The sequence below is a fragment of the Porticoccus sp. GXU_MW_L64 genome (assembly GCF_052983295.1).
Genome location: NZ_JBRKJK010000005.1, coordinates 140,111 through 164,829, shown reverse-complemented (window position 1 = coordinate 164,829; position 24,719 = coordinate 140,111). Strand labels below are relative to the sequence as shown.

Genomic DNA, 24,719 nt, shown 5'->3' with positions numbered 1-24,719 from the left:
CACAAGATAGGCGTTGTGTCGCAGGACGTAAACCTGAAATAGCTCTCTGTGACACGCAGCAAGTACATCCATGTATGCTCGAGGCCAGCATCCCTGCTGGCCACGGTCACAGCGAGCCATTCCAGATTTACGCCTTCAGGTTTTGTGGTACAGGAAGTGAGCCCTCCAGCAGAAATTCTTCGCTGCACTCAGAATGACAACACAGCTTGATTCAGCGCTCTCACCCCCGACTGAAGTTGATCGCTGATTTGCGGATTGGTCATCTCGCCAAAGTCGCCATCAAAATTATCCTGAAACGATGGCACTGATATCGCCGCCACCACGTTCGCTCCAAAATAGGGTGCCGACGATTCCGCCTGGGCCAACACATTTTTGGCGCCCCCCGGCCCCGGAGAGGTGGCCAGCAACAGAGTTGGTTTGCCACGAAATACTTTGCGCTCAGCCCGCGATGCCCAGTCAAACAGGTTTTTGTAGGCTGCGGTGTAAGAGCCGTTGTGCTCGGCGTGGGAGATAACCAGCGCATCCGCCGAGGCGATTTTATCGAGAAAATCACGGGCCAGCTGTGGTTGCCCCAATTCAGTTTCCCGTTCCAGGCTGAACAGCGGCAGTTCGTAGTCGTGAATGTCCAGTACCTCTACGGTCGCACCCTCTATAAGATTGGCCGTATAAGCCGCCAGTGCCCTGTTAATAGATTGTTTGCTGTTGCTGGATGAAAACGCTAAAACTCTCATTATTTTTCCTCTTTACTCAGATTACGCTCGCTGGGCAAGTCACTCAAATATTCCACAAACTCCACTTCAAAGCCATCCGGGTCAATGTAGTAGACATTGTTGCGAAAGGGTTCGTCCGCACCGTCTTTATCCACAGCAAAACCCGCGTTTTTCATCCGTTCGATCAGCGCATCCAGGTCGTTGGTTTCAAAGGCAAAGTGTGCCAGGCCCACTTGGTGGCCCTGCAGGTCGCGATTATCACCTTCACCAAACTCATTCAGCGCCAGATATTGATAATCGTCCCCTAAGTGCACCCACCTGCGCGGCTTGCCATACCACTCACCACCGCCTTGAGTGCGCACCTGCCAATGGGGAAAAGCCGCCTTGTAAAATGCCATGGATTTGTCCAGATTTTTAATCACCAGATTGATATGCTCAATACGAACCATTGTTACGCCCTCTGTGGCCATTGATAAAGTGCGGGCACTATAAAACCTGAACTTAACTTGAGGTAAAGAGAGATTTTGACTATGGTTTTGATAGGGAAAGCCTATTAGTAGTGCGACAAGTCTCCAGCGCAGGCCTGAAATCTTGATTACCTTTCTGTGACACGCCGTCAATACATCCATGTAGGCTCGGATGCGACATCCATGTCGCATACGGTCACAGAAAGGTAATCAAGACTTCAGCATTCAGCTATGGTGGTATAGCAACTCAGGGAAACAGAAATGAAAGAATCCAACTGGACAGTCGGCAAAGTCGCCGAGCGCTGTGGCATCAAAGTCAGCACCCTTCACTTTTACGAAGCTAAAGGGCTGATACAAAGCCAGCGCAACCCTGGCAATCAGCGCCGTTACAAAGCCGATGTGATACGCCGGGTATCGCTGATCAAAGCCGCCCAGAAAGTGGGCTTCACCCTGGAAGAAATCAAGAAAACCTTCGCAAAACTGCCCGACAACCGCACTCCCACCGCCAGCGATTGGAACAAACTCTCTCGCGAATGGCGAGATGACTTAAACCACCGCATTGCCTACCTGGAAAGACTGCGAGATTTGCTTACTGGTTGTATCGGTTGTGGCTGCCTGTCGATGAAAAGCTGTCCGATTTATAACGAGGGTGACAAGCTGGGAGACAAGGGAAATGGTGCCGTTATTCTGGAGGGGCGTTGGACCATATCTAACGGCATACAACGACAGTAAACGTCCGTAGCTAAATCAAACCTGAATCCGTGACTCCAGAGCGGCGCATAACGCAAGCTCTTGATTCCACAGCGGTTTAAAAAATACCCTCTTAACCGACGGGTGAAGCTAAGATTTTTTAATTCCGCCGTGAAACCAATATCTTACGCTCTGCATCCACTCTGAAATCACGGATTCAGGTCAAATTAAAGTGGTTTTTTACCTCGTCCCGATGACTGCGCCCTACCGGGATTTGCACTTCTTTTGTGCCGTTCAGATACAACACAAAATCTTTCTCTTTACGGGCAATTTCGGTGACTTTTTCCAGGTCGACAATATAGCTGCGGTGTACCCTTTTAAAACTCTCAATAAAGAGAGTGTTGCCCAGGTCCGCCAGGGATAAATTGCACAGGTACTCCCCTTCTTCTGTGTGCAAGGAGCAGTAGTGACCCTCTGCTTTGATGTAATGCACATCATTCAGGTCGATCAACAATATTCGGTTGTTTTTGTATACCGGAATTTTTTTGATTTGTAATCGCTTGTGATCTTCTGGTACTGGCTCTGGCTCCGCGCCTGTGCCGGAAGCCACGTTGGTCAGGTCGTAAAAAATCATACAGGTGCCAAGGCTTTCCGAGTCGCTGTACATTTTGCTGACTTTGATCATCAGCAGGCGATCAATGGCGTTGATCATCATGGAAACAGGCGGTGGCGAATCCATGGGGCAGCGGGATTCTTTCAGTAACATCTGTACTTTATCCTGGCTTTTCGGCGGATGAAACGTAATGATGTTCTGGCCTAACGGATTTTCTTTTAACCCACCCAGCACATCAATGGCCACTGAGTTCATGGCCGTTACGGTGTTGTTTTGATCCAACCAGACGATGCCGGGGTCAAATTGTTGCAACTTGTATTGAAGGGTTTCCAATCGATATCTCGTTTTGTTGTTTTCTGGTTTTACAACTTATGGGCACTTCTAAAAATAGTGATATTTTCGTGAGAGCAAGGCGGCGGCGCACGGAGACCCGCAGTGTATAAGGCATACATGAGGACTCGAGTACGACGCCAACGCCGCTATCGCGGAAATAGTGCATTTTTAGAAGTGCCCTTATAATTTTTTAGGCTCTGCGTAATAGCTGGCTGGCCCTCGCACAATACAATTGGCCACCTGTTCAATCACACCGGCAAAAAAGACCATGGATGCCACATGGCCTGCCAGTACAAACAAACCACTGCCCATGGCAAAGTAATTATGCAGCCACTCAAATACCCACATCCCCAATAGCATGCCGATATTGCAATACAGAATACGTGTCCACGATAAACAACCGGCAGACATCAGCATACCGAAATTGCACCCCAACGTCATACCCAAAGCGGCAAACGGAGCCAGGGCAAACATGCCGCCGGAACCGCATACCCAATACAAAAATTGCACATCGAACACACCCATATCCAGATACAGTCCCAGCGACAAGCCTGTTATCGTTGCAGAGCTACTCCACAGGCAGGTTAGCACTACCGACAAACCGCTGGCATTGGCTTTAAACGCGACCATGCAAAGCAAGAAACAAAGAAATGGCAACCAATACCAGGAAAGCTGTGTAATCAGCAAGAAAGCCGCAATAAGAAAAGCGCTAAGCAGGCAGGAACTGTTTACCGAGTTACTCAGCCAACGCGTCATTGAGCGCCTCCCAGCCAATAAGTGTGCATTTGTGACGCGAGCGCATGGGCACAATAGCTGCCAGAGGCTGCAACACTTCCGGCAGGTCGTTTTCGCCTGAATCACCGGCGAATAAACGTTGAAGTTGCTCACGGAAAACAGCCGCTTGCGCAACGGGTTGATGGCTTAACAGGGTATTCATCATTGACGCAGAGGCGATACAAATGGAGCACGCGCGGGCTTTAAAGCGAATCTCTGCAAATACACCATCGATCACTTTTACGCCAACGCAAATTTCGTCACCACACAATGGGTTGCTACCGACACCTTGACGATGTTCATCCGTTACCTCACCGCTACCGACAGGATTTTTGTAGTGTTCCAGCAACTGAGATTGATAGTAAGATTTGTCCATTATTTGAATATCTCGCTGGCCCGTTGTACCGATTGCACAAGCGCATCCACATCTTCAAGGTTGCTATACACGCCAAAACTGGCACGGTTTACAGCAGTCAGCCCCAACCCCTGCATTAACAAATGGCTGCAATTGTGGCCAGTGCGAATGGCAACGCCCTGCTCCGCAGCAATATGGGCCACATCGTGTGGGTGAACACCATCCAGTGTAAATGACACAACGGATGTGCCATGGCTTGCCCCCGCCGTTGGCAGCAAAGTAAGGCCTTTAATTTGATTCAGCGCTTTGCGGCACCGGCTACCGAGCTTGCCGATGTGATGGCCAATATCGTCAATACCCAAATCGGTGATAAAGTTTACCGCCGCCGCAAAACCCAATGCACCGGACAAGTTTGCACTGCCCGCCTCAAAACAATGGGGGGCTTGCTGCCAACGAATTGCCGCCGGCGACAGGCTGGTAACAATGCCGCCGCCATAGAGAAATGGCTGCATTTGGGCTATACGATCAGGGTGAATATACAGTGCACCAATACCTTCCGGCCCATACATTTTATGGGCAGAAAACGCCAAAAAATCGCAACCTGTATCGGCGACTGAAATGGACTTGTGGGCAACCGATTGAGCGGCGTCCACGATGGTGACAATGCCCTGTTCTCGCGCTCGCTGACAAATGCGTTGTACCGGGTTTTCACCACCCAACACATTGGAGCAATGGGATACTGCAATCAGTGCAGTGCTGTCATTCCATATATCTTCAGAATCAAAAAGCAATTGGCCATTGTCGTTCAATTCAATAATTTTTAACCGGGCACCCACCCGCTCACACAGCATACGCCACGGCAAGTAGTTGGCGTTGTGCTCCATACGGGTTACCCAAACTGTTTGGCCTTTGCAAATATTGCGCTCGCCCCAGCCAACGACAATCCCGTTGATGGCGGCAGTGCAGGAGGCAGTAAATACCAGTTGTTCAGGCTTTGCACCAATAAATGCCGCCACGGTTTCGCGGGATTCTTCGTAGGTGAGAGAAGCCTGCTCAGCAGCGCCATAACTGGCTCGGTGAACGGGGGCAGCAAATTTTTCATAGCCCCGAACAACTGCATCCAGAACAGTATCCGGTTTTAGAGTGGTCGCTGCGGAATCCAGATAATGTGCATGGCCATTATTGCGACTAAAGGCACGGCGCACTTTCTGCTCAAAAAACAACATATCCGGCACAGCATTCATATTCATTCGACGATACTTTCCGGAGCACCGAGGTGAATTTTTTCATCAATTTTTTTCAACTTTCCCGACGCACCACGGCGATGCATCACCACTTCAGCCATCACACTCAAGGCAATTTCCTGTGGCGTTTTTGCGCCGATATCAATGCCCGCCGGAGTACTGATATGAGTTTTTTCCAGTTGTTCCGCAGACACATCGCTCAAATACTCCAACACCAGTTTGGCGCGCTTGTTACTGGCAATCAGCGCAATGTATTTTGCACCGGAGTCCAACGCCTGGGTCATGGATAAATGATCACCCTTGTGTTGCGTGGCGATAATCACAAAGTCTTCATCGCTTGGAACAAGCTGTTGGTAATTGAGGTCGTCGTTGATAATGGTGTGGGCATCCGGGTATTGCTCGAAGGTAGCTACCGGGTCGTTAATCACCACATTCAGGCCCATCAAATTTCCCAGCTGGGACAGGCTGCGCACAATTTCTCCGTGGCCGATCAACCACAATGTCGGGCAAGGAATTTGCGGCTCTACGTAAACGGTCATGGCTCCTCCGCAGGGCATACCTGCCCCTAACATTTCATCGTCAAGATCAATTTCAAAGGTTCGGCTTTCGCCGCTTTCTATGGCTATGGTGGCTTCAAAACAGGTTTCAGACTCCGCGCAACCGCCACCAATCCAGCCAGAAATCAATTTTCCTTGAGCATCAATCACCGCTTTGGAGCCAACTTTGGCAGACACTGAACCGTGGTTGCCAATTACTGTGGCAACGGCAAATGGTTCGCGGGCATCCAACATTTGTTGAATCATTTGGTAAATCGATTGCTTCATACTGTTTCTCTCAGGGCCTGTTAACACTAATTGAATCGTCACTGTTGTGACTAAAAAAGCGCCAATCAAGGCGCGAGGAGAGCGGTTTGGTCACTCCAAATGAGCGACGAGCAACACCGAGTGGCGCTTTTTTAGCCGCAACCCCTTTCGTTAGAAAAAACGGGGCTGGGACCATTTTCCCGCCCAGCTGCGTTATCAGTCGCTCATGTAGAATGACTACACAGCACTCCTTCTGCCTTGCTGGGCGAAAAAATGGCTCCCAGCAGTGATGACTCAATTAGTGTTAACAGGCCCTAACCAGCTTCACGCAACGCATGAAGATTCAAGGTTGTTTTCGCGTCCTGTTGAGTGTCTACGTCTTTGTGGTAGCGAGTATGGTCTACTTCGAGGCAGACAACTTTCTCCGGGTACTTGTCAATCAATTTTCGGCATCCCAAGCGCACCCCTTGTTTATCAGCAGCCAAGGCTTGTTGGCGGGTCAGCAAAATCGGATTTCCCCGCTTGCCGCCAACATATGGCACCAACATGGTTTTGGTGTTTTTTGGTTGTGCCTGCAGCGCTGAAAATGCGTCGACCAAATGGCGAACATCGTCACTGGTTAGCAATGGCTGATCAGACAGCGCCACACACACAAAATCCGCTGCGTTTGAAACCGCTTGCAAGCCCTGCTGAATAGACGACAGTTGCCCATTTTCGTACTCGGGATTCTCAACAATGGTGACTGGCAAACCGCTTAACGCATTCCTCACCTTTTGCTGCTGATAGCCCACCACAACAACCAATTCAGCAACTCCCGCCTGCAAATAGATATTTGCCATATGGCGCACCATGGGCTTGCCATCGACCGGCAGCAGCAATTTATTCAGTTCCCCCATACGGCTTGACAGCCCCGCTGCCAGCAAAACAGTTGCAACAGTTGGCGCGTTGTTCTGGCTCATTCACTACCGCCGCAGCACACGGTTTTCGACCTGTCAGCGGGCGCAGCTTTTAACGCGGTATTGGCAACGGGCTTACAGCAATCCGTATTTTTTAACTGTACGATTTGACTCACAATCGACAGTGCAATCTCTGCGGGGTTCTGCGCTGCAATATCGATACCTGCTGGCGAGTGCAGTTGCTTCATGGCATTGGCATCTACACCCTGCTTCTGCAATGCGACTTCAATGGACGCGGCTTTTTTGGCACTCGCCACCAACAGCACACCATTGGGGCAAGTGGCCAGCGCGTGTTTTACCGCTGGCACATCGCCAGTGCCCTGGGTGGCAACCACCGCAATACCGAGGCTGTTGCTCGCACCTTCTTCATATCTCGGGTCAGCCTGCACCACTTGAATATCCAGCTCCTGACAAAATGCTGTTACACAACTGGCTATTGGGCTTTCGCCGTACACACAAATGGATGCCGCATTAGCGATGGGCTCTAATAACATATCCACTGTACCTTCACTGGCACAGTGAGACTGATAGCATTCCATGTCGACAACAAGATCCTCCTTCGGAGCGACACGCACCTGGCGCGGACTGTTAGACAGCAGAATTTCTGGTGCCAGTTTTTTGATGATACGTTGACAACATGCGCCCCCTACCCAGCCCATCATTTCGCCATCGGCATTTACTATGGCCTTATCCCCCACATTGGCAGAGCTGGAGCCTTTTACCCGTACCACGGTCACTAGCACCTGCGGCACCTGCAGTTTGATGGCATTGGCTATTTGCTGGTACAGATCAGCATTCATGGTTCTGCTCCCACTCAGGCAACCTCCAGGGCTTTGCGGCAAGCCTCGGACGCGCCATGGTTTTCAATCAATTCCACCAGGTTTTTCAAGTTTTGAAAGTTGTGTACTGGCAATAAATAATCAATGTATTGCAAAGCGTTTTTCAACGCGCCGGTCTCAACCCGGTAGTTGGCGTTCTTTAATAACGGTGACAACCAGAACAGATTTCGGCACCCGGTTTTCAAGCGTTTTAATACCCTGGCGAGTTCTTTTGGAGGGTCAGTATCCAGGCCATCACTGTGTACAATCACATGGTGGTTAGAGCGTTTCTTCCACAGATTATAATTCTTGAGTTTGTTGAGATTAGTGGCAATTTTGGTGCCGCCACCCCAAGACCCGGAGAGCTGTTCAAGCTGGTATTTCACCACGTTCAGATTTCTGTTCCGCAGTGTTTGAGTGGCTTCCGCCAGCCGGGTATTGAACAGGAAAACTCGCACTGTGGGCAGCAGATTCACCATAGCCATGGCAAACACGAGGAAGGCGTCGCTATAAACCGACATTGAGCGACTGACGTCTATTACCACCGTAAACCGTGGTGGCATCTGAGGACGCTGCCAAAAAATAACATCCAACAGCTCTCCGCCATTTTTAAAGTTGTTGCTGATGGTGCTGCGAATATCCAGCACATCCGGTTTTCTGGTGCGGTGCTTTTTACGTGATTTACGCGCCAATTTGCGAATCAATGCCCGGCAGCTGTCTATATACATGGCCAGCAAATCTGGATCGTCCAGAAAACTGAAGTCTGCCTCTTCGTCAAAATCCTGAGATGAGGCAATATCAGATCGAACTTGTTGGTTGCTGTGGCTTTTATTGGGGCGTTCTTTTCCTGTAGACGGCTGCAAGCTGCTTTGATCCGATTTGCCGTCGTCAAATCCATTGATGGGTGCATTTTTTTCAGGCTTCGACGTTGACAGCGAATTGGGGTTTTGCTTATGCATCCAATACTCTTTGTAAATATCCGCAAACAACTTCCACTGTTTTTTGTTTTTACACAACAGAGTGCGCAACGCCAATTCAAAGCCAAAACGATCGAAAAAATCATTTTTGGCCAAGAGTTGTTGGGCAATAATTTGATGATCGATATCGACTTGAAAACCAATTTTTTTCAAATGAGTTAAAAACCCTGCCAACTTGCCCTGCATGGAGTGGAGACTGCTTCCATCGAATATCAGGTCGATACTTTCTTTCATACACATCTTTCACAAGAAGCTGTCATAAAGGCCAGTTATCAAAAACAGTTATAAAACTGTGCTAACGACTTTTTCGAGATTGTTGGCGCTTACGGTGGCGCGGTCTTCCTGGTATTTCAGCAAACACATCAGCGAGCTCTCCAGGCTGGTCAGGTCCTGGTCGAGGCTGCGAAAACCGAGATTCATCAGGGCCTCGGCCCAGTCGAGGGTTTCTGCAACGCCCGGCACTTTGCGCAGTTGCATGCGTCGCAGCTTTTCAACAAAGCGCACCAGTTGTGCGGTCAGGTCGCGGTCGATGTTCGGCAGGCGCATTTGGATAATCTGCAGTTCTTCATCAACTGTTGGGTAGTCGATGTAGTGGTACAAACAACGGCGGCGCAGCGCATCACTCAGTTCACGGGTGCCGTTCGAGGTGAGAATAACGTAAGGTTTGGTGACCGCTTGAATGGTGCCCATTTCTGGAATGGTCACCTGAAACTCACCCAACAGCTCCAACAAAAAGGCTTCAAATTCTTCGTCGGCACGGTCGATTTCGTCAATCAACAGAATGGGCGGTTCAGGCTGTTGAATGGCTTGCAACAGTGGCCGTTCCAGCAAGTATTGCCTGGAGTAGATTTCGTCTTCGATTTCTTGTTTGGATTTTCCTTCCAACAGTTTGATGCTGAGCAGTTGGCGCTGGTAGTTCCACTCGTACAGGCTTTGGCTAACGCTGAGGCCTTCGTAACATTGCAAACGAATAAGGGCCATGCCAAGGGCCGAGCTGAGTGATTTGGCCAATGACGTTTTTCCGACACCGGCCTCCCCTTCCAGCAACAAGGGCCGATTAAGCTGGCGCATAAGTGACAGGCTAAAACTCAAACCACGAGATGCAAGATAACCACCCTCCCGCAACTTTTGGAGGATGGCTTCTTCTGTGTACTGCTCGGCTACGGACATGGCAGATAGACTTAAAAGTTTCGTCATCGCGAGCGAAGCGCGGCGATCCAGTGGTTTTACCTGTATACCGGCGTGTTAAAAGACACTGGATTGCTTCGCTGCGCTCGCAATGACGGCATCATAGTTTATCCCGAACGGCAATACGCGCAGGCGGGAATGACGGCGGCCACTTACTTTTTACCAAACAGGCGCTTGATCGTATTCACAAACACCGAGAAGCCGAACGCAAATGCATTCATCTTCTGCGGGCCTTTTTCCAGGCGCTCTTGAGCAGCGGCAGCGTCGGCACCACCGCCCAGGGCCAACACGTGATCTTCGTAGCGGTTGCCGAATTGACCCAGTAGTTGATCCGCCACCTGGCCCATCATGCGGCTACCGAAGGCAGCCAACTTGCCACGCACTTGAAAGGTAGAGTCGCCAATCAGGTCGAAGCCATCTGCGGTTTCTACGATTTGTGCGGTCAGTTTCATTTCCGCTGACGAGGTGCCTTTAGAGTCTTGACCAGAGCCAATCATCTGCATCACACGGTTGCTGTGGTCCAGTTGCTCAATGGTGATTTTGCCGTCGAAGGCCATGATTACAGGGCCGACGGAGATTTCAACAACAGCGATGTAGTTGTTCTCGTCGGTTTGTTCGGTTACACGGCCACCGGGGAAACAACCGGCCAACAGACCGATGTCTTGCAGCACTTTCCAACCATCGTCGGCGTTGGATTTCACGCTGAAGACTTTGTGTACGGTCATGCCGTCTTCGCTTTCAACGATGGTGTCGCCTTTGGTTTCGTGGCCTTCAACAACGGCCAGGTCAGCGACGCATTGATCTTTGGCTTGCTCAACCAGTGCCAAAACGTTGTCGCTCGGTGTCGCTTGCCTGCCTTGTACTTCTTGCAGGGTTTGCCACACACGGTATGCGGTGTGTGGCATATCCAGGTGGGTAACACCCAGGTGGGCTACCGCATCGGCTACCGCTGAGGTAAAACACGGGATGCTGCCCACGTGAGGCGATTCGGCCACACCTTTGGCACCAATCGGGTGGTGAGGCGATGGCGTCACGGTGAAATCGGTTTCCCATTTCGGCGTTTCAACGGCGGTTGGCACAAAGTAATCCATAAAGGTGTTGCCCAAAATATTGCCGTCTTTGTCGAATGGCAGCTCTTGACCAAATGCCACGGCAAAACCTTCAGTAAGACCGCCGTGAATCTGACCGTCGATGATCATCGGGTTAATACGAGTACCGCAGTCGTCGAGCGCGTAGAAGCGACGAACTTTGGTTTCACCGGTGTCTTTGTCGATATCCACCACACACAGGTACGCGCCATACGGGTAGGTGAAGTTGGGGGGGTCGTAGTAGTAAACCGCTTCAAGGCCTGGCTCCATACCGTCTGGCAGGGTGTTGTAAGACGCGCCAGCAATCTCGGTCATGGTTTTGGCCATGTCGGGATTGCCCTTCACCGCGAACTGGTTGTCTTCCCACTCCAGGTCTTCTTCCGATACTTCCAACAGATGGGCGGCAATCTTGCGGGCTTTGTCGCGAATAATGCGCGCGGCTTTGGCAACCGCAGCACCGGCAACCGGTGTGGAACGGGAACCGTATGTACCCAAACCGTAGGGTGCGGTATCGGTATCGCCCTCTTCAATGGTAATCACGTCAGAGTGAATACCCAGCTCACTGGCAATAATTTGCGCGTAGGTAGTGGCGTGGCCCTGACCCTGGGTAATGGTACCCATGCGAGCCATGATACTGCCGTCCGGGTGCATGCGAATTTCGGCGGAGTCGAACATGCCGACGCCCAGAATGTCGCAGTTGCGGGTTGGGCCTGCACCGACAATTTCGGTGAAGGTACAGACACCAATACCCATCAATTCGCCTTTGGCGCGTTTTTCTTTCTGTTCTTCAAGCAATGCGGGGTAATCAACCGCGTCCATCACTTTTTGCAGGGCGTTGTGGTAGTTGCCACTGTCCAGCTGCCAACCCAGTGGGGTGTCGTAGGGGAATTGCTCTGGCTTGACAAAATTGCGCATGCGAATTTCCGCCAGGGATACGCCGATCTTGCGGGCCAGCAGGTCCATGGTGCGCTCGATTACGTAAACCGCTTCGGTAACACGGAACGAACAGCGGTAAGCAACACCACCGGGGGCTTTGTTGGTGTACACCCCCAGCACGTTCAAATAGGCTTGAGGAATGTGGTACGAGCCAGTACAAATACTCATAAAGCCAGCAGGCCATTTGGTGGGCTGGGCTTGTGAGTTAAAGGCACCGTGGTCGCCCAGTACGTTGACACGCAAAGCTTTGATAATGCCGTTTTCGTCGGCGGCGATTTCGCCGGTCATAAAGTAGTCGCGCGCCCACGCGGTGGTAGACAGGTGCTCGGTGCGGTTTTCAACAAACTTGACCGGGCGGCCAAGTACGATAGAAGCCACGATGGAAACCACGTAACCGGGATAGATACCCACTTTGTTACCGAAACCACCACCGATATCCGGTGAGATAATACGTACTTTACTCTCGGGAATACCCGACAGCATGGACACAACAGTACGTACAACGTGTGGTGCCTGTGAGGTAACGTAAACGGTCAAGGTGCCTTTTACAGGGTCAAACGAGGCAACACTACCGCAGGTTTCCAATGGCGTTGGGTGCACCCGCGGGTAGTACATTTCTTCTTTCACCACCACTGGGGAGCGAGAGAAAATGTCATCGGTATCCTGCTTGTCACCCACTTCCCATTCAAAAATTTTGTTGGGGTGATCTTCAGAGTCGATTTTTTTGCCGTCATCGCCAACAAGGTCATCACGCACAATGGGCGCGTCATCTTTCATGGCGTTGTAAGGGTCAACCATGGGCGGCAAAATTTCGTACTCAACCTCTACCAACTCCACTGCGTCAGCAGCGATGTAACGGTCATCGGCAATCACCGCAGCCACTTCCTGATATTGAAAGTGCACCTTTTCGTCCGCCAGCACCGCTTGCTTATCACCGGCCAAGGTGGGCATCCAGTGCAAATCAAGGGGTTTTAAATCTTCGGCGGTTAATACGGCGTGCACACCGGGCAGCGCCAGGGCTTTTTCTTTGTTGATAGACACAATACGCGCGTGAGCATATGGGCTGCGCACCATATCAGTGAATACCATGCCAGGCATTTTCACGTCATCAACGTACTGACCTTTACCTTGAACAAATTTGGGGTCTTCTTTACGGCGGCGTGCGCAACCAATACCCTGCACTTTTTCCGCGCTTTCGGACACCGGCTCTTCGAGATGGGATGGATCAATTGGCTTATTCATTTTCATTACCCCCTTATCCGGCGGCCGCAGTAGCGGCTTCTGCTTGCAGGTTTTTGCTGGCGGTCATAACCGCTTTGACAATGTTTTGGTAACCGGTGCAACGGCACAGGTTGCCAGACAAGCCCCAACGCACTTCTTCTTCGCTGGGGGTCGGGTTTTCCTGCAAAAAGCGGTAAGCGCGCATCATCATGCCGGTAGTGCAGAAACCGCACTGCAGGCCGTGTTCTTCAATAAAAGCCGCTTGCACAGCGTGCAGGCCTTTCTCATCAGCCAGCCCTTCTACAGTCACTACGCTTTTGCCAGCGGCTTGCACCGCCAACATGGTGCAGGATTTAACAGACACACCGTCCACATCAACGGTGCACACACCGCAGTGTGAGGTGTCGCAACCGATATGAGTTCCAGTTAAGTTCAGGTTTTCACGCAGTGCGTGAACCAACAAAGTTCGCTCATCAACTGCAACCGTGGTGGGCTTACCGTTGAGGTTAAATTCCACCGTTTGGGGTTTGTACACAGATACACCTTGGCTGGACGTTTCGTTATTGGACATCGTTTTAGCTCGCTTTTTCTGGTGTTGTTCTTATGGGCGGTATTCGTTAAGCCGTTGCGTCAATTAAGGCGCGCTCAAGCATCGTGCCGGCCATTTGCGTTTTGTATTCAGGATCGCCGCGCTGATCTTTTGCAGGCTCGCAGGCATCCATTGCCACTTGAACGGCAGCGGTGATGACGTCTTCAGACAGTGAATTGTTGTTGAGCAACCATTCAGCCTGAGTAGCACGAAACGATTTGGGGCCAAGGTTGGTCAGTGCGATACGCACGTTGCTGCAATGGTCGCCGGTTTTTTGCAAGGTCAGTGCACAGGCAGCAGTGGCAAAGTCGCCGGTTTTACGCTTCAACTTGCGGAACCCGAATGGGCGGCTGGCTACATCGCGAGAGATAATAATTTTGGTCAGCAGCTCGCCTTTTTGCAGAGCAGTCTGGTAAGTACCAAAGAAAAAGTCGTCGGCTTTCACCAGGCGCTTTGCTTTGCTGGAAACCAGTTCAAACGTCGCATCCAACGCCAGCATGACTGATGGGTGATCATTGCCGGGGTCACCGTGAGCAATGTCGCCACCAATGGTGCCACGGTTGCGCACCTGCGGGTCGGCAATCAGGCGCGTAGCGGTGGTCAGCAATGGGCAGATCTTTTCCATATCCGGATAATCGAGAATCTGCGTTTCAGTGGTCATGGCACCAATTTCGATGGTGTCGTCGGTCACTGTGATACCGCGCAGGGAATCAATGCCGTTGAGGTCAATCAGCTGTTTAGGCTCCGCGAAGCGGAATTTCATCATGGGCAAAAGGCTGTGGCCGCCGGCAAGCAGCTTGGCACTGTCACCATGAGCCTCAAACAAGCCAAACACTTGCTCAATGGAAGTTGGTGCGTGGTAATTAAAATTGGATGGGATCATTATTATCTACTCTCCAAACGGTGGTCTTCACCAAGGGCAGAAACAATGACCATAACTAACAGAAACAAACTAAAATGTTGTTAGCTGGGCTTTGAATTATTAGTGAGTACGTATTTGTCGGCGCCTTGGCTGTTGTGCTTTTGTAGCATTTTTACAGGCAAAGCCCATAGGCCAAATACTTGAACTGCCCGCTAATAAACACGAACAGCCGAATTGGAAACATGAAAATCTCACCAAAAATTAGCACAATTGACTCGGCGGCAATTAGTGCCGGGGTATCAGCTGCTTTCGGCACGAAATAAGCTGTATCTTCTGTGTATAGCCAGTGGTAGCAAGATTGCTAATAGCGGATGAGACAAGAAAAACCAATACTCCTGAACAAGCCCGAGAAAAGACATAACAGGAACCAAGTAAACCGTCTGGCCTTGTTCGGCTAATTGCGGAATTACTTTAATCAAAAAAAGTGCAAAAGGGGCCGCAGCCACTGCCAATAAAACATCAATCAAACAATAAACGCCGATACAAGCCGAAAGAAAAAACAGCTTATTTTCGACCTGCCGATAGAATATGTAAACTATGGGAAACAACGTACTCAATACGATAACCGCTGCCAAAAAATAATCAGTCAGTTCCACAAATTAATTCCCTTAGCAAACGATACAAAATCACACATGCTCCGTATGAAATAACAAAACTGACGCCCCCAGCCACTCCCAAATAGGCTAGCAATTTAATTGAAACATCACCAAGCGGCACGTGGGGCCATTCGAGAAACAAAGCCAACCCACTAAAACAAGCCAAACCATAGACAAAGAATCTCAAAAAGGCCATCGCACTCTCTCCCTGTGTTTTGCAGCACAAACCTGACAAACGCGGATTCAATTTTCAAAGTGATCTCGGTATTGCCTGATGTGATCGTTGCCAGCAGGGATGCTGGTAACGAGCCTACATGGACGTATTCACGGCGTGTCACAGCAGGCAATACCGAGGTCGCGCACTCTGGAATAAAACACTATTCCACAAACGCTGGATATTCAAGAAAGAAGGCGCAACATCCCTGTTGCATAGGGGGGAGGAAATTATTACTTTTTAAATCGTCCCATTCACAATCGGCTGGAACGCCGTCAGGGAGTCCATCAACGCGCTATTCCCCAAACCATTGGCCGGGAACAGGTTGGCGAAGTTGCCTTGTTCACCGTGCAGCGCCATGTAATTCAAAATTACCGTTTCCACCAACAGATTGACGTTGTTGGCCGCCGGGGTGGAGGCGGTTTCTACGGAGGCATCGTTGCGCATAAAGCCGATTTGCTGGTGGCGGGCCTGTTCTTCCGGGCTGGCGCCCAGCAACTGCGGCTGACCGTTGGGGTTGTACACCAGGAAGAAAGACGAAGCGGTGGATTGGTTATCTCCCGTCCATTCCCCTTTGCCGCGGCCGTTCACGGAGTTGTCGATACGGCCATTACTGGCCACCGAACCGTCGCTCATCACGTACATCATCAGCGGCGTATTGGTGCGAGCGGCGTATTCCAGACAGGCGCCCATACAACGGCCCGCACGCAGGTCGCGTATTTCGCCAGTGGCGCGCTCGCCAGTGTGATAATCGTAACCGCCCATCGTGATAGTGCCGGCACCGGCAAAGCCGTCGATTACCATTTTCATCACCGAGGCGGTTTTGCGGAACTCACCGTCACCGTCAAATTCGTTGGTGGAGAAAATGCCGCCGTTGTCGCTGACAATGACCGGATTGGGGGCATTGCGGTCGTCCGGGTTCAGAGTATTGGGGTCGCCAAAACGCTCTGCCAGGTCTGCACTGCTGAGGTAACCACATTCAATTAAATCTTTGATTACCGCATCGTTGGTGAGGCGGGTATCCACGGCACCCAGTTTGGCGTTACTGAGGCGATACACAGATTCCATTACTGCCACCGCATCAGACTGATTGAGCAATCCCACCAGATCACCAATATCCACCATGCCAGTCACATCCGAGGGGCGATCCACTTTGGTGGGGCGAATGGTGGGGTCGATCATGGCCATGGGCGCCAGCGAGTTGCCGCCGGAATCGCTGCTGCGGGAACCAATCAGGCTGAGGATAGAACCTTCAGCACCAGCACGGGCGATACCGTACATGGGGTTGTGGGGGTTGTTGCCGGTGTCGTTTTCCGAGCGGGCAGGAATAATGGCGCCATTGATATTAGCCGCCGTTCCCGGCGACAGTTTTTCCAAAATGCCGCGCAAGAAGGCACTGTCGCTGTGGAACGCCAGGCCCAAAGTGGTATCCGTGTGGTCGCCGTTACTGGTACCGGACTCCGAAGAACCGGCACCGTTCACTTCCGCCACACCGGGAATAATGTCGCCGGGCAAACCCAGTTTGGAATAACCGGCGGTGCTGAGAAAATCCATCTGCCCGCCCTGGCCGCCGATCAACACATTGGAACCGGCGATATTGACACCACCGGCCAAATCAAAACAGATAAAGGGAATTTTGCCCGCACCCAAACCGGAGGAACAACCGGCGGCATCCATGGCGTCGATCAAATCCTGTGACAGCGCATGGGCCTTGCGGGGGTTGGCAAACATGCTCAATACCGAACCGCCCAGCACCGTGCCCGCACCGGCGCAAAAACCCTGGGCGAGAAAATCCCGGCGAGTGACAGGCCGAGAGTGGTCGGCGTGATACAGGGGCTCGTTCAGTCCCAGAGGACGCGGGCTTTGTTTTTTAATAATCATGTTTCCGTTCCACTCTTGTTTATTGAATCAGCATGGTGGCACTGGCCAGTACCGCCGCACAGGTGGCCTTCACCACAGTGTCGGTACCGGTAGCCGGGTTTGCTGTCATGGTAGCAATCAGGCTGTTGAGTTCGCTGCGCATAGGGGCATCGGCGGGCTGAGTAGCCAAATTAGTGCCGACGATATTGTTCAGCAGCGGGGTAATAACCAGGTCCCGTTCGCCCTGGGTATCGAAAGCGGTGGCTGCCGCCTCGCCAAAGTTCACACCAGTGAAATAGCTGCCGCGCAAGCCGGTGTCTTCCACCAGTGCGTTGCAGTATTCAATGGCCAGCTGGGTAACTCCCATCTGATGAGCGGACAAGAAGCCGTTGATGCTTTCCACTGTCGGCAACTGCTGGCGCACCGTATTAAAGGTGTTTTGCACATCCGTTTGGGTGGCGCTAACACCGGTGGCAGCCGCCATGGTTGCGTTAATTTCGTCGAAGGTGCGCAGGCCAATGTCCGATTGTGCAGCCAGGTCTGCCGGTGTCGCCGGGGTGGGCGGTACCGGTTCCAGCACCACATTTTCGTTACTGCCAATGCGCTCAAAGGTAAGGAAGAACTCGTCGGATTCCGGGCCTTTTTCCAAAGCGATAATGGTGCCGCGATCGGACATCACCTGACCGCTGGCGCTGTAATCGTTGGAGTTCAGGGTAACATCCATATTCTGATAAGCCTGCCCTACCGCTGCCTCGCGCCCGTTAATGCCAATGCGCATGCCCTGTACCGGAATATTGTCCGGCGTGGCGCTGCTGTCCAGGCTGATAAAGTAAGGCGCATTAAACAGGTAGCTGTAGCTGTCGAACTGGCTCACTTCCACCACGATGTAAGCATCGGGCACAGACACCAGGTCACTGACGCTGAACAGCAGCAGGTATCTGGCACCCACACCGGCGTCGAAGTTGTCCTGAATTTGCTCATCCGTCAACACGCGATTGTGAACGGCCACCAGGCGGAACACACCCTGCCACAGTCTTTGGTTAGACACCTCGTTACCCAGTACAAAGGCAAACGTATCGTCCCAGTCGGTAAGGTTGCCACCGCCAACGCTGTCGGCATCGCCGGTGTATTCGCCATTCACATATATGCGGCGACCATTCACCGGGTCGTAGTTCACCACCACATGTTGCAGGGTGGCTTGCAGGCGCTCGTCCGCATCGGCGGTGGACAGGGCCGGCTCGCCATTGGCATCGGTGGTGCTGCTGCGGTTAAGGAAGTTGTAGTTGTACAGGGTCTGGCCCAGAGTAAAGTTGCGAATATTGTTGCCACCGGAGTAGCTGACAATGCCCGCCGGGCCATCCTGAGTCACATTACCCGGAGCAACCCAGGCTTCGATGCTGTATTCGCCGGTGCCGGAAGCACCCGCAATCAGGTTGTGCAGTTTGGCACTGGAACCGGTGGTTGCCTGGGCCTTGCCGTCGTTAATGCGAATGCCAAAACCACCGACCCACTCCACGTTACCGCTGATGGTCAGGTCCATGGCCGGGTCGACACCACTGGTATCGAAGGCGGTAAAGCCACTGCCGGTTTTGAATTCGTACTTGGCAATGGCGTTGCTTTCGTGACGGCCACCGGTATTGGCCAGTACCCCGTCGAACAACGTCAGGGCTTTACTGATTACCAAATCCGGGTCGACCGTGGTCAGCGGTATGCCATCGGCAAAATTGGTGATGGCGTTCTCCATCTCCGTGGCGTTGTTTGAACAATCGTCCCAGCAGTTGTGGAATTCATTTCGCAGGCGCACCACCAGGCGGGAGCGGGCCGGGTCGTCCAGGTCAATTCGGCTTTGTACTGCGGCGTAGGCTACGTCTACATCCGCCGCCGCAAAGTACGGTTGCTGCGGCGTACCAGCATCGTCACTGTGGCAGTTAGAGCAATATTGGGTGAGCAGCGGGTACACGGTGCTGCCAAAAGCGCCGCTGTCTGCGGGGAAGGTTTTACTGGTACCTACGTCTCGAATAGTGGGGGCGGTGAGGGAAATCACTGTGCCGCTGCCACCAATACTGTCGTTGGCCCAGTCGGTGATATAGCCCTGGATGATGTCTGCACAGGCCTGATCACTGGCCAGCCAGCAGTTGTGACCACCGGCCACTTGCGTCACCAGAACCGAGCTGGCGGGGTTATTCAGATCCACCACGCCGTTGACCGCATTGTAAGCAACGTTGATGTCGTCGGTACGCACAAAGGCCGGGGATTGCAGGTCATCGCCGTGGCACTGGCCGCAGCGATTGTCCGCCACCAGGTTGTCCCATACGTGAATGCGGAAGCTCTGTACATCCTCCGTTTGTGGCGCCGGACCGTTGTACACCACGTTACCGGTATTGCCACCACCACCAGGATTGGGGTTGGGCAGTTGGGTAACAGGGGAACCGCTGCCTCCACTACAAGCAGCAAGGGTGAGTAAGATGGTTGGCAGTGCGATCAGTTTTAGTGTTCTATTCGTGGGTCGCACGTCTGACGTCGCACGTCGCACGCCAAAACCAAGCGGCCCGCGTAACTTTTTCAGATAACCCGCCAGTACGGAGGTACGCATTTTCAGGATAGCGAGTAACGGTTGCGTGGCACGATTCGCTTTTAGCGTCCGACGTGCGACGTGCGACGTGCGTCCAAGTCTTTTAAAAATCACGTCTTATTCCCCCTTGCAATACAACGCCGCTTCCGCCCACACCCTTTTGAGGTTGTGGCCGTTGGCGATAAATGAATTGGTGATGGTGGTTACCTGGCTGCGATCAGTGCTGTCGCCGGGCTCTCGCAGGCACACCGCGCGGAACACTTTGGTGACCTGGTATTCCGCAAAGGCGCGGCTGTGGGCCAGTTCCATGCCTAATGATTTGGCGCCGTTGCCGGTGCCGCTGAGGGTACTGTCCCACCCCAGCAGGCTGTTTACGCCTGTGCGCCAATAGTTGTCCCAGCCATCATCCGGGGTAATGTAACCAAAGGGGAAGTTGTTGCTGTTGATGTGGTATTTGGCCACCACCCGTGTACCGGTATCCGGGTCGGTAGCACCCAGGTCGTTGTACACCATCTGGCCGTTTCTGCCGGTGGGGTCGTTATCTGCGTCATAACTGAAGTTGTAGTAGGCAAATGCCTGGGCCAATGGGTCCATACCGCTGTGGCAGCTGACACAGTTATTGAGAAAAATACGGCTGTCGCCACCGGGACTGCGGGACACATCCTGGCGAATGCGGTCTGGCGAGCGGCTGCTGTCCTGCAACTGCTCCAGGTCGCGACCCAGATGATTGAGCAGGGTAAAGCGCAACATGGCCCGGTTGGTGCCGGCAATAAAGAACGCCTGGGCACCGGCGCGAGTGGTCATTACTCCGGCAGTAGCGTCGCTGGGCAAACCGGTTACGGAAGACTGGGTGCGTTGCACCAGGTCGGCCTGCAGGTCGATACCCTGATTTTCCAGCGCCTCATAGTGGTTGTTATTGCCAGCAGCGTAAGCGGGCAATCCCAGATTGGGATCGCCAATATAAATAATGTCGCCGTACAGTACCTGGCGAAAATCCAGCTCGTCTCGCACCAGACCGATTACGGTAGCAGTGTAATCATTAAGGTCGACAAACTGGCTCTGGTCGCGGTTGGTCCAGCTGGCGGCGAAGTTCTTCAGGGACACCCGATAAAATTCCGGGTTATCCGTGGCCATCAGCGCGGCGTCAATGTCGTTTGTGGGGTCGGCATCCGCCAGCAGTGCTGCCATATTACCGAGCACCAGTTCAGATGGCGGCACTCCAGCTATACGGTCGTGGATGCGTTTGGCCTGCTCCCTGGGCCCGGCATGGGCCGTCGCGCACGCAAAGGCCAAACTAAGGGAAAAGCTGAGCAGACTGACGGTGAGGAATGGCTTTTTATTCATATGCCTTGCCTTGTGTTTTTATCGTCGGCTGGGTGAATTTGGATTATTCGTTTTTGTTGCTTGGCATACTATGTCTGCACACTATTGGGAACAGCGCAGAATTACCCCTCGACTTGAGACACCCTTCTCAGTTCTGCATAAAACTCCAAACATCCTCCGTTTATCCCCATCAGCAACCATTAAACCGTGACAGAGCGCACGGCATTAATACCAGTGGCGACGAAAAATAGCCGCACACAAAAAATATAAAACAAAAGGGCGCTTCTAAAAATAGTGATATTTTCGTGAGAGCAAGGCGGCGGCGCACGCAGACCCGCAGTGTATAAGGCATACATGAGGACTCGAGTACGACGCCAACGCCGCTATCGCGGAAATAGTGCATTTTTAGAAGTGCCCCAAAAGCATAAAAACCGCTGTACCCCATCGAGGAGCCGATCGACGTGACAAGCCACTCCCTGCTCAACACCTGCTTGCTCAAGGCAGGTAAAAAAGGTTGCGCAGCAGCCAGTATTTTATTACTGGCCGCTTGTGGTGGCGGTGGTGGTGAAGGCGGTTCCGGCGGCGGCATTGGCAGCGGCCAGAGTCCCGACCCGGTGGTAGTAGACATTCCCATTTTCTTTGTGCAGCGCCCTCTGCCAGTGGATGATAACGGCGACCGTGTGGCGGACAACATTCTTGAACCGGCGGCCTTCCGCCCCGGTGCCGAACTGGTGATGCGCGACCGCGCCTCCCCCAGCGCGGCGGATACCGTAATCACCGCCAACGTGTTTGCCGATGGCGAACTCTATGACGTCAAGGATCTGGAACCTTCCTTTGATGGCGAAAAACTGTTGTTCTCCATGCGCGCACCGGAAATTCCCAACGCCGATGACGACGAACAACCCACCTGGAACATTTGGGAGTACGACCGGGTCAACGATGTTCTGCGACGTATTATCACCTCCGACACCAACGCCCGCGCCGGCCAGGATATTGCCCCTCACTATCTGGCAGATGGCCGCATTGTGTTCTCCTCCACCCGCCAGCGGCAGGCCCGCTCCATTCTGCTGGACGAAGGCAAGCCCCAGTTTTCCGGCCTTACCGAAGACCGCGACACCGAAGCCTTTGTGCTTCATGTAATGGAAGACGACGGCAGCAATATCCGCCAGATTACCTACAACCAGAGTCACGACCTGGACCCTACGGTGCTGAGCACTGGCGAAGTGATGTTCAGCCGCTGGGACAACGCCGCGGGCAACAACAGCATCAGCCTCTATCAGATAAACCCGGATGGCCGCCAGCTGGACTTTATCTACGGCTACCACAGCCAGGACACCGGTACCAACAACGGCGAAGGCCGCTTTTTACACCCCCGTGAGCTTCCGGACAACCGGATACTGGTATCCCTGCGGCCCACCCAAAGCGACCGTTTGGGTGGCGATATGGTGGCGGTGAACACCGCCGGGTTTACCGAAATTGACCAGTCGGAGCTGTCCAATCCCAGCGCCCCCAACAGCGGTGACGGCCATCAATCAGTGGCTTTTGCGACAGTAAATACCGATGGCACCCCCTCCCCTCACGGCCACTTCAGTTCGGTGTTTCCGCTGCACGATGGCAGCGACCGGCTGCTGGTGAGCTGGGCCCAGTGCCGCTTGCTGGACCCGGCGGACGGCACCACCATTCTTCCCTGCACAGACGCAAATCTGGCACTGGCCAACGTACAGGAAGCGCCGCCACTGTACGGCATTTGGAGTTACAACCTGGCGGATCAATCGCAGCAGCCCATTATCAACGGCCAGGAAGATGTGATGTACACGGAAGTGGTGGCCATGCAGCCCCGCAACCTGCCCGTCAACATTGAAGACGGCGTACCCGGTGTCAGCCTGGACAACGACCTGCTCAGCGAAAATGTGGGTGTGCTGCACATTCGCAGCGTCTATGACCTGGATGGTACCGACACCACTGCCAATGGCATTACCGCTACCGCCGACCCGTTACAGGCGGACTTTGCCGCTCGCGACGCACGCTTTTTGCGGGTGGTAAAAGCGGTATCCATGCCGGACGAAGACGTACTGGATTTTGACAACACCGCCTTTGGCCGCAGCCAAAACCAGTTGATGCGCGAAGTCATCGGCTACACACCGATTCAGCCAGACGGCTCGGTGCAAGTAAAAATCCCCGCCAACATCCCCTTTATGGTGTCGGTGTTGGACGCCAACGGCCGCCGCATCAGCAACCTGCCCATCGGTGGCCGCCACAACAATTGGCTGCAACTGCGCCCCGGCGAACAGCGGGACTGCAATGGCTGTCACACCGCCGCCAGCGAGTTACCCCACGGTCGTCCCAATGGCGAATCCCCCAGTATTAACAACGGCGCCATGGTCACCGGCGTGGCCTTCCCCAACACCAACCCCACGTTATTTCCGGATGCGGGTGAATCCATGGCGGAAACTCTGGGGCGTATTAATGGCATTAGCGAACTGACCGTGGACCTGATTTTCAGCGATGTCTGGAGCGACCCGGTTATCAGCACCCCCGACCCGGATATTCAGTATCAGTACGCCGACCTGTCTACCCCCCACCCCACCTCCCTGGCCTGCCAGACCAACTGGACAAGTAATTGCCGCATCGTGGTGAACTACCCGGTGCACCTGCAACCCCTGTGGGAGCGCGACCGGCAGATTTTTGATAGCGATGGCATCACCCTGTTGCAGGACAACACCTGCACCAGCTGTCACAACGTTGTCGATGACAACAACATGCCCATGGAACCGCTGGGACAGCTCAACCTGGCGGGCACGCCCTCCACCGATGAACCGGACCACCTCACCTCCTATCGCGAGCTGCTGTTCCCGGACAACGAACAATTCCTCGACCCGGACACCAACACCGTCGTCGACCGGATGGTGCAAGCCAGAGACGCCAACGGCAATTTGCTGTTTTTACTGGATGCGGACGGCAATCAGATACTGGACGCCAACGACAACCCGATTCCCATTTTAGTAACCGTAAACGTAGCCGCCAGCATGTCGGTAAACGGCGCTCTGGCGAGCCCAAGATTCTTCTCGCGCTTCGCTCCCGGTGGCAGTCACCAAGGTTACCTGGACGCCGCCGAGCTCAAGTTATTATCGGAATGGATCGATATTGGTGGGCAGTACTACAACAATCCCTTTGATGTGCCACAAAACTAGAATAAGAAAAATATGACAATAATAATCGCCAAAAAAATCTGGCGCGCCGTACAAGGCTTTGTTACCCGACCGGTCTCCCCCGCAGCTGGTTTGGTGCCCGTAGTCACAAATGCAGAGTCCCCCTCCTCCTCGCGTTTGTGTTGGGCACCTTTCCGGCTGCACCTTATTACGCCGCACGTCGCACGTCGCACGTCGCACGCTGAAAGCACCACACAAAAGCGTGCGACGTCAGACGTGCGACGTGCGACCTTCCTCCAAGTACTGCTAATCATCTGCTTG

General features: G+C 53.0%; 20 protein-coding genes. 2 read left to right on the top strand and 18 right to left on the bottom strand.

Annotated features, from left to right (window positions below; all coding sequences use genetic code 11):
* Positions 1 to 188: 188 nt before the first annotated feature.
* Both ACVBEJ_RS05030 and ACVBEJ_RS05025 read right to left on the bottom strand, forming a co-directional pair.
* Complete coding sequence (locus tag ACVBEJ_RS05030; RefSeq protein ID WP_447128515.1) at positions 189 to 731, bottom strand: NADPH-dependent FMN reductase; 543 nt, start codon at positions 729 to 731, stop codon at positions 189 to 191.
* A complete protein-coding gene (locus tag ACVBEJ_RS05025; RefSeq protein ID WP_447128514.1) occupies positions 731 to 1,159 on the bottom strand; it encodes a VOC family protein in 429 nt (142 codons plus the stop codon). The genes ACVBEJ_RS05030 and ACVBEJ_RS05025 overlap by 1 nt, the downstream gene beginning before the upstream one ends.
* A 279-nt stretch (positions 1,160 to 1,438) precedes the next feature.
* Between ACVBEJ_RS05025 and soxR the strand changes: the two genes are divergently transcribed.
* Positions 1,439 to 1,909 carry a redox-sensitive transcriptional activator SoxR gene (soxR, locus tag ACVBEJ_RS05020; protein ID WP_447128513.1) on the top strand — a complete coding sequence of 157 codons (471 nt, stop codon included), beginning with the start codon at positions 1,439 to 1,441 and terminating at the stop codon, positions 1,907 to 1,909.
* 175 nt (positions 1,910 to 2,084) lie between these two features.
* On the opposite strand, the gene ACVBEJ_RS05015 is transcribed toward soxR, so the two are convergent.
* The 16 genes from ACVBEJ_RS05015 to ACVBEJ_RS04940 form a co-directional block, all read right to left on the bottom strand.
* Entirely contained in the window at positions 2,085 to 2,813 is a 729-nt protein-coding gene (locus ACVBEJ_RS05015) for a LytR/AlgR family response regulator transcription factor (protein WP_447128512.1), read from the bottom strand.
* A 180-nt stretch (positions 2,814 to 2,993) separates the two neighbouring features.
* On the bottom strand, positions 2,994 to 3,443 hold the full coding sequence (locus ACVBEJ_RS05010; protein WP_447128511.1) for a hypothetical protein: 450 nt from the start codon (positions 3,441 to 3,443) through the stop codon (positions 2,994 to 2,996).
* A 106-nt stretch (positions 3,444 to 3,549) separates the two neighbouring features.
* On the bottom strand, positions 3,550 to 3,963 hold the full coding sequence (locus tag ACVBEJ_RS05005; protein WP_447128510.1) for an iron-sulfur cluster assembly scaffold protein: 414 nt from the start codon (positions 3,961 to 3,963) through the stop codon (positions 3,550 to 3,552).
* The gene (locus tag ACVBEJ_RS05000; protein WP_447128509.1) at positions 3,963 to 5,192 is read right to left on the bottom strand and encodes an aminotransferase class V-fold PLP-dependent enzyme; all 1,230 of its coding nucleotides are present in this window, start codon (positions 5,190 to 5,192) and stop codon (positions 3,963 to 3,965) included. The genes ACVBEJ_RS05005 and ACVBEJ_RS05000 overlap by 1 nt, the downstream gene beginning before the upstream one ends.
* Positions 5,189 to 6,010, bottom strand: a complete 822-nt coding sequence (locus ACVBEJ_RS04995) for an XdhC family protein (RefSeq protein ID WP_447128508.1) — start codon at positions 6,008 to 6,010, stop codon at positions 5,189 to 5,191. Before ACVBEJ_RS04995 ends, ACVBEJ_RS05000 begins: the two co-directional genes overlap by 4 nt.
* Positions 6,011 to 6,303: 293 nt before the next feature.
* Positions 6,304 to 6,948, bottom strand: coding sequence for a nucleotidyltransferase family protein (locus ACVBEJ_RS04990; RefSeq protein WP_447128507.1), 645 nt, complete (start codon positions 6,946 to 6,948; stop codon positions 6,304 to 6,306).
* Positions 6,945 to 7,745: an XdhC family protein gene (locus ACVBEJ_RS04985; protein WP_447128506.1), complete on the bottom strand. Its 801-nt coding sequence runs from the start codon at positions 7,743 to 7,745 to the stop codon at positions 6,945 to 6,947. Before ACVBEJ_RS04985 ends, ACVBEJ_RS04990 begins: the two co-directional genes overlap by 4 nt.
* A gap of 14 nt (positions 7,746 to 7,759) precedes the next feature.
* Positions 7,760 to 8,974 carry a vWA domain-containing protein gene (locus ACVBEJ_RS04980; protein ID WP_447128505.1) on the bottom strand — a complete coding sequence of 405 codons (1,215 nt, stop codon included), beginning with the start codon at positions 8,972 to 8,974 and terminating at the stop codon, positions 7,760 to 7,762.
* Between the two features lie 48 nt (positions 8,975 to 9,022).
* A complete protein-coding gene (locus ACVBEJ_RS04975) occupies positions 9,023 to 9,910 on the bottom strand; it encodes an AAA family ATPase (protein WP_447128504.1) in 888 nt (295 codons plus the stop codon).
* Positions 9,911 to 10,080: 170 nt separating this feature from the next.
* Positions 10,081 to 13,194 carry an aerobic carbon-monoxide dehydrogenase large subunit gene (locus tag ACVBEJ_RS04970; RefSeq protein ID WP_447128503.1) on the bottom strand — a complete coding sequence of 1,038 codons (3,114 nt, stop codon included), beginning with the start codon at positions 13,192 to 13,194 and terminating at the stop codon, positions 10,081 to 10,083.
* 13 nt (positions 13,195 to 13,207) lie between these two features.
* Complete coding sequence (locus tag ACVBEJ_RS04965) at positions 13,208 to 13,708, bottom strand: (2Fe-2S)-binding protein (RefSeq protein WP_447128502.1); 501 nt, start codon at positions 13,706 to 13,708, stop codon at positions 13,208 to 13,210.
* A gap of 82 nt (positions 13,709 to 13,790) precedes the next feature.
* On the bottom strand, positions 13,791 to 14,645 hold the full coding sequence (locus tag ACVBEJ_RS04960) for an FAD binding domain-containing protein (RefSeq protein WP_447128501.1): 855 nt from the start codon (positions 14,643 to 14,645) through the stop codon (positions 13,791 to 13,793).
* A 278-nt stretch (positions 14,646 to 14,923) separates the two neighbouring features.
* On the bottom strand, positions 14,924 to 15,280 hold the full coding sequence (locus tag ACVBEJ_RS04955) for a hypothetical protein (RefSeq protein WP_447128500.1): 357 nt from the start codon (positions 15,278 to 15,280) through the stop codon (positions 14,924 to 14,926).
* A gap of 454 nt (positions 15,281 to 15,734) precedes the next feature.
* Entirely contained in the window at positions 15,735 to 17,375 is a 1,641-nt protein-coding gene (locus tag ACVBEJ_RS04950; RefSeq protein WP_447128499.1) for a hypothetical protein, read from the bottom strand.
* 19 nt (positions 17,376 to 17,394) lie between these two features.
* Positions 17,395 to 19,947: a LamG domain-containing protein gene (locus ACVBEJ_RS04945; RefSeq protein WP_447128498.1), complete on the bottom strand. Its 2,553-nt coding sequence runs from the start codon at positions 19,945 to 19,947 to the stop codon at positions 17,395 to 17,397.
* Positions 19,948 to 20,043: 96 nt separating this feature from the next.
* Positions 20,044 to 21,270 carry a hypothetical protein gene (locus ACVBEJ_RS04940; protein WP_447128497.1) on the bottom strand — a complete coding sequence of 409 codons (1,227 nt, stop codon included), beginning with the start codon at positions 21,268 to 21,270 and terminating at the stop codon, positions 20,044 to 20,046.
* Between the two features lie 440 nt (positions 21,271 to 21,710).
* Here ACVBEJ_RS04940 and ACVBEJ_RS04935 point away from each other — a divergent pair, with 440 nt between their 5' ends.
* Positions 21,711 to 24,440, top strand: coding sequence for an HzsA-related protein (locus ACVBEJ_RS04935; RefSeq protein WP_447128496.1), 2,730 nt, complete (start codon positions 21,711 to 21,713; stop codon positions 24,438 to 24,440).
* Positions 24,441 to 24,719: the final 279 nt, after the last annotated feature.

What these genes read in the sequence shown, in the direction of transcription:
- ACVBEJ_RS05030 (WP_447128515.1), bottom strand. Translation starts at nt 731, where the DNA reads ATGAGAGTTTTAGCGTTTTCATCCAGCAACAGCAAACAATCTATTAAC.
- ACVBEJ_RS05025 (WP_447128514.1), bottom strand. Translation starts at nt 1,159, where the DNA reads ATGGTTCGTATTGAGCATATCAATCTGGTGATTAAAAATCTGGACAAA.
- soxR (WP_447128513.1), top strand. Translation starts at nt 1,439, where the DNA reads ATGAAAGAATCCAACTGGACAGTCGGCAAAGTCGCCGAGCGCTGTGGC.
- ACVBEJ_RS05010 (WP_447128511.1), bottom strand. Translation starts at nt 3,443, where the DNA reads ATGGTCGCGTTTAAAGCCAATGCCAGCGGTTTGTCGGTAGTGCTAACC.
- ACVBEJ_RS05005 (WP_447128510.1), bottom strand. Translation starts at nt 3,963, where the DNA reads ATGGACAAATCTTACTATCAATCTCAGTTGCTGGAACACTACAAAAAT.
- ACVBEJ_RS05000 (WP_447128509.1), bottom strand. Translation starts at nt 5,192, where the DNA reads ATGAATATGAATGCTGTGCCGGATATGTTGTTTTTTGAGCAGAAAGTG.
- ACVBEJ_RS04995 (WP_447128508.1), bottom strand. Translation starts at nt 6,010, where the DNA reads ATGAAGCAATCGATTTACCAAATGATTCAACAAATGTTGGATGCCCGC.
- ACVBEJ_RS04990 (WP_447128507.1), bottom strand. Translation starts at nt 6,948, where the DNA reads ATGAGCCAGAACAACGCGCCAACTGTTGCAACTGTTTTGCTGGCAGCG.
- ACVBEJ_RS04985 (WP_447128506.1), bottom strand. Translation starts at nt 7,745, where the DNA reads ATGAATGCTGATCTGTACCAGCAAATAGCCAATGCCATCAAACTGCAG.
- ACVBEJ_RS04980 (WP_447128505.1), bottom strand. Translation starts at nt 8,974, where the DNA reads ATGAAAGAAAGTATCGACCTGATATTCGATGGAAGCAGTCTCCACTCC.
- ACVBEJ_RS04975 (WP_447128504.1), bottom strand. Translation starts at nt 9,910, where the DNA reads ATGTCCGTAGCCGAGCAGTACACAGAAGAAGCCATCCTCCAAAAGTTG.
- ACVBEJ_RS04970 (WP_447128503.1), bottom strand. Translation starts at nt 13,194, where the DNA reads ATGAATAAGCCAATTGATCCATCCCATCTCGAAGAGCCGGTGTCCGAA.
- ACVBEJ_RS04960 (WP_447128501.1), bottom strand. Translation starts at nt 14,645, where the DNA reads ATGATCCCATCCAATTTTAATTACCACGCACCAACTTCCATTGAGCAA.
- ACVBEJ_RS04950 (WP_447128499.1), bottom strand. Translation starts at nt 17,375, where the DNA reads ATGATTATTAAAAAACAAAGCCCGCGTCCTCTGGGACTGAACGAGCCC.
- ACVBEJ_RS04945 (WP_447128498.1), bottom strand. Translation starts at nt 19,947, where the DNA reads ATGCGTACCTCCGTACTGGCGGGTTATCTGAAAAAGTTACGCGGGCCG.
- ACVBEJ_RS04940 (WP_447128497.1), bottom strand. Translation starts at nt 21,270, where the DNA reads ATGAATAAAAAGCCATTCCTCACCGTCAGTCTGCTCAGCTTTTCCCTT.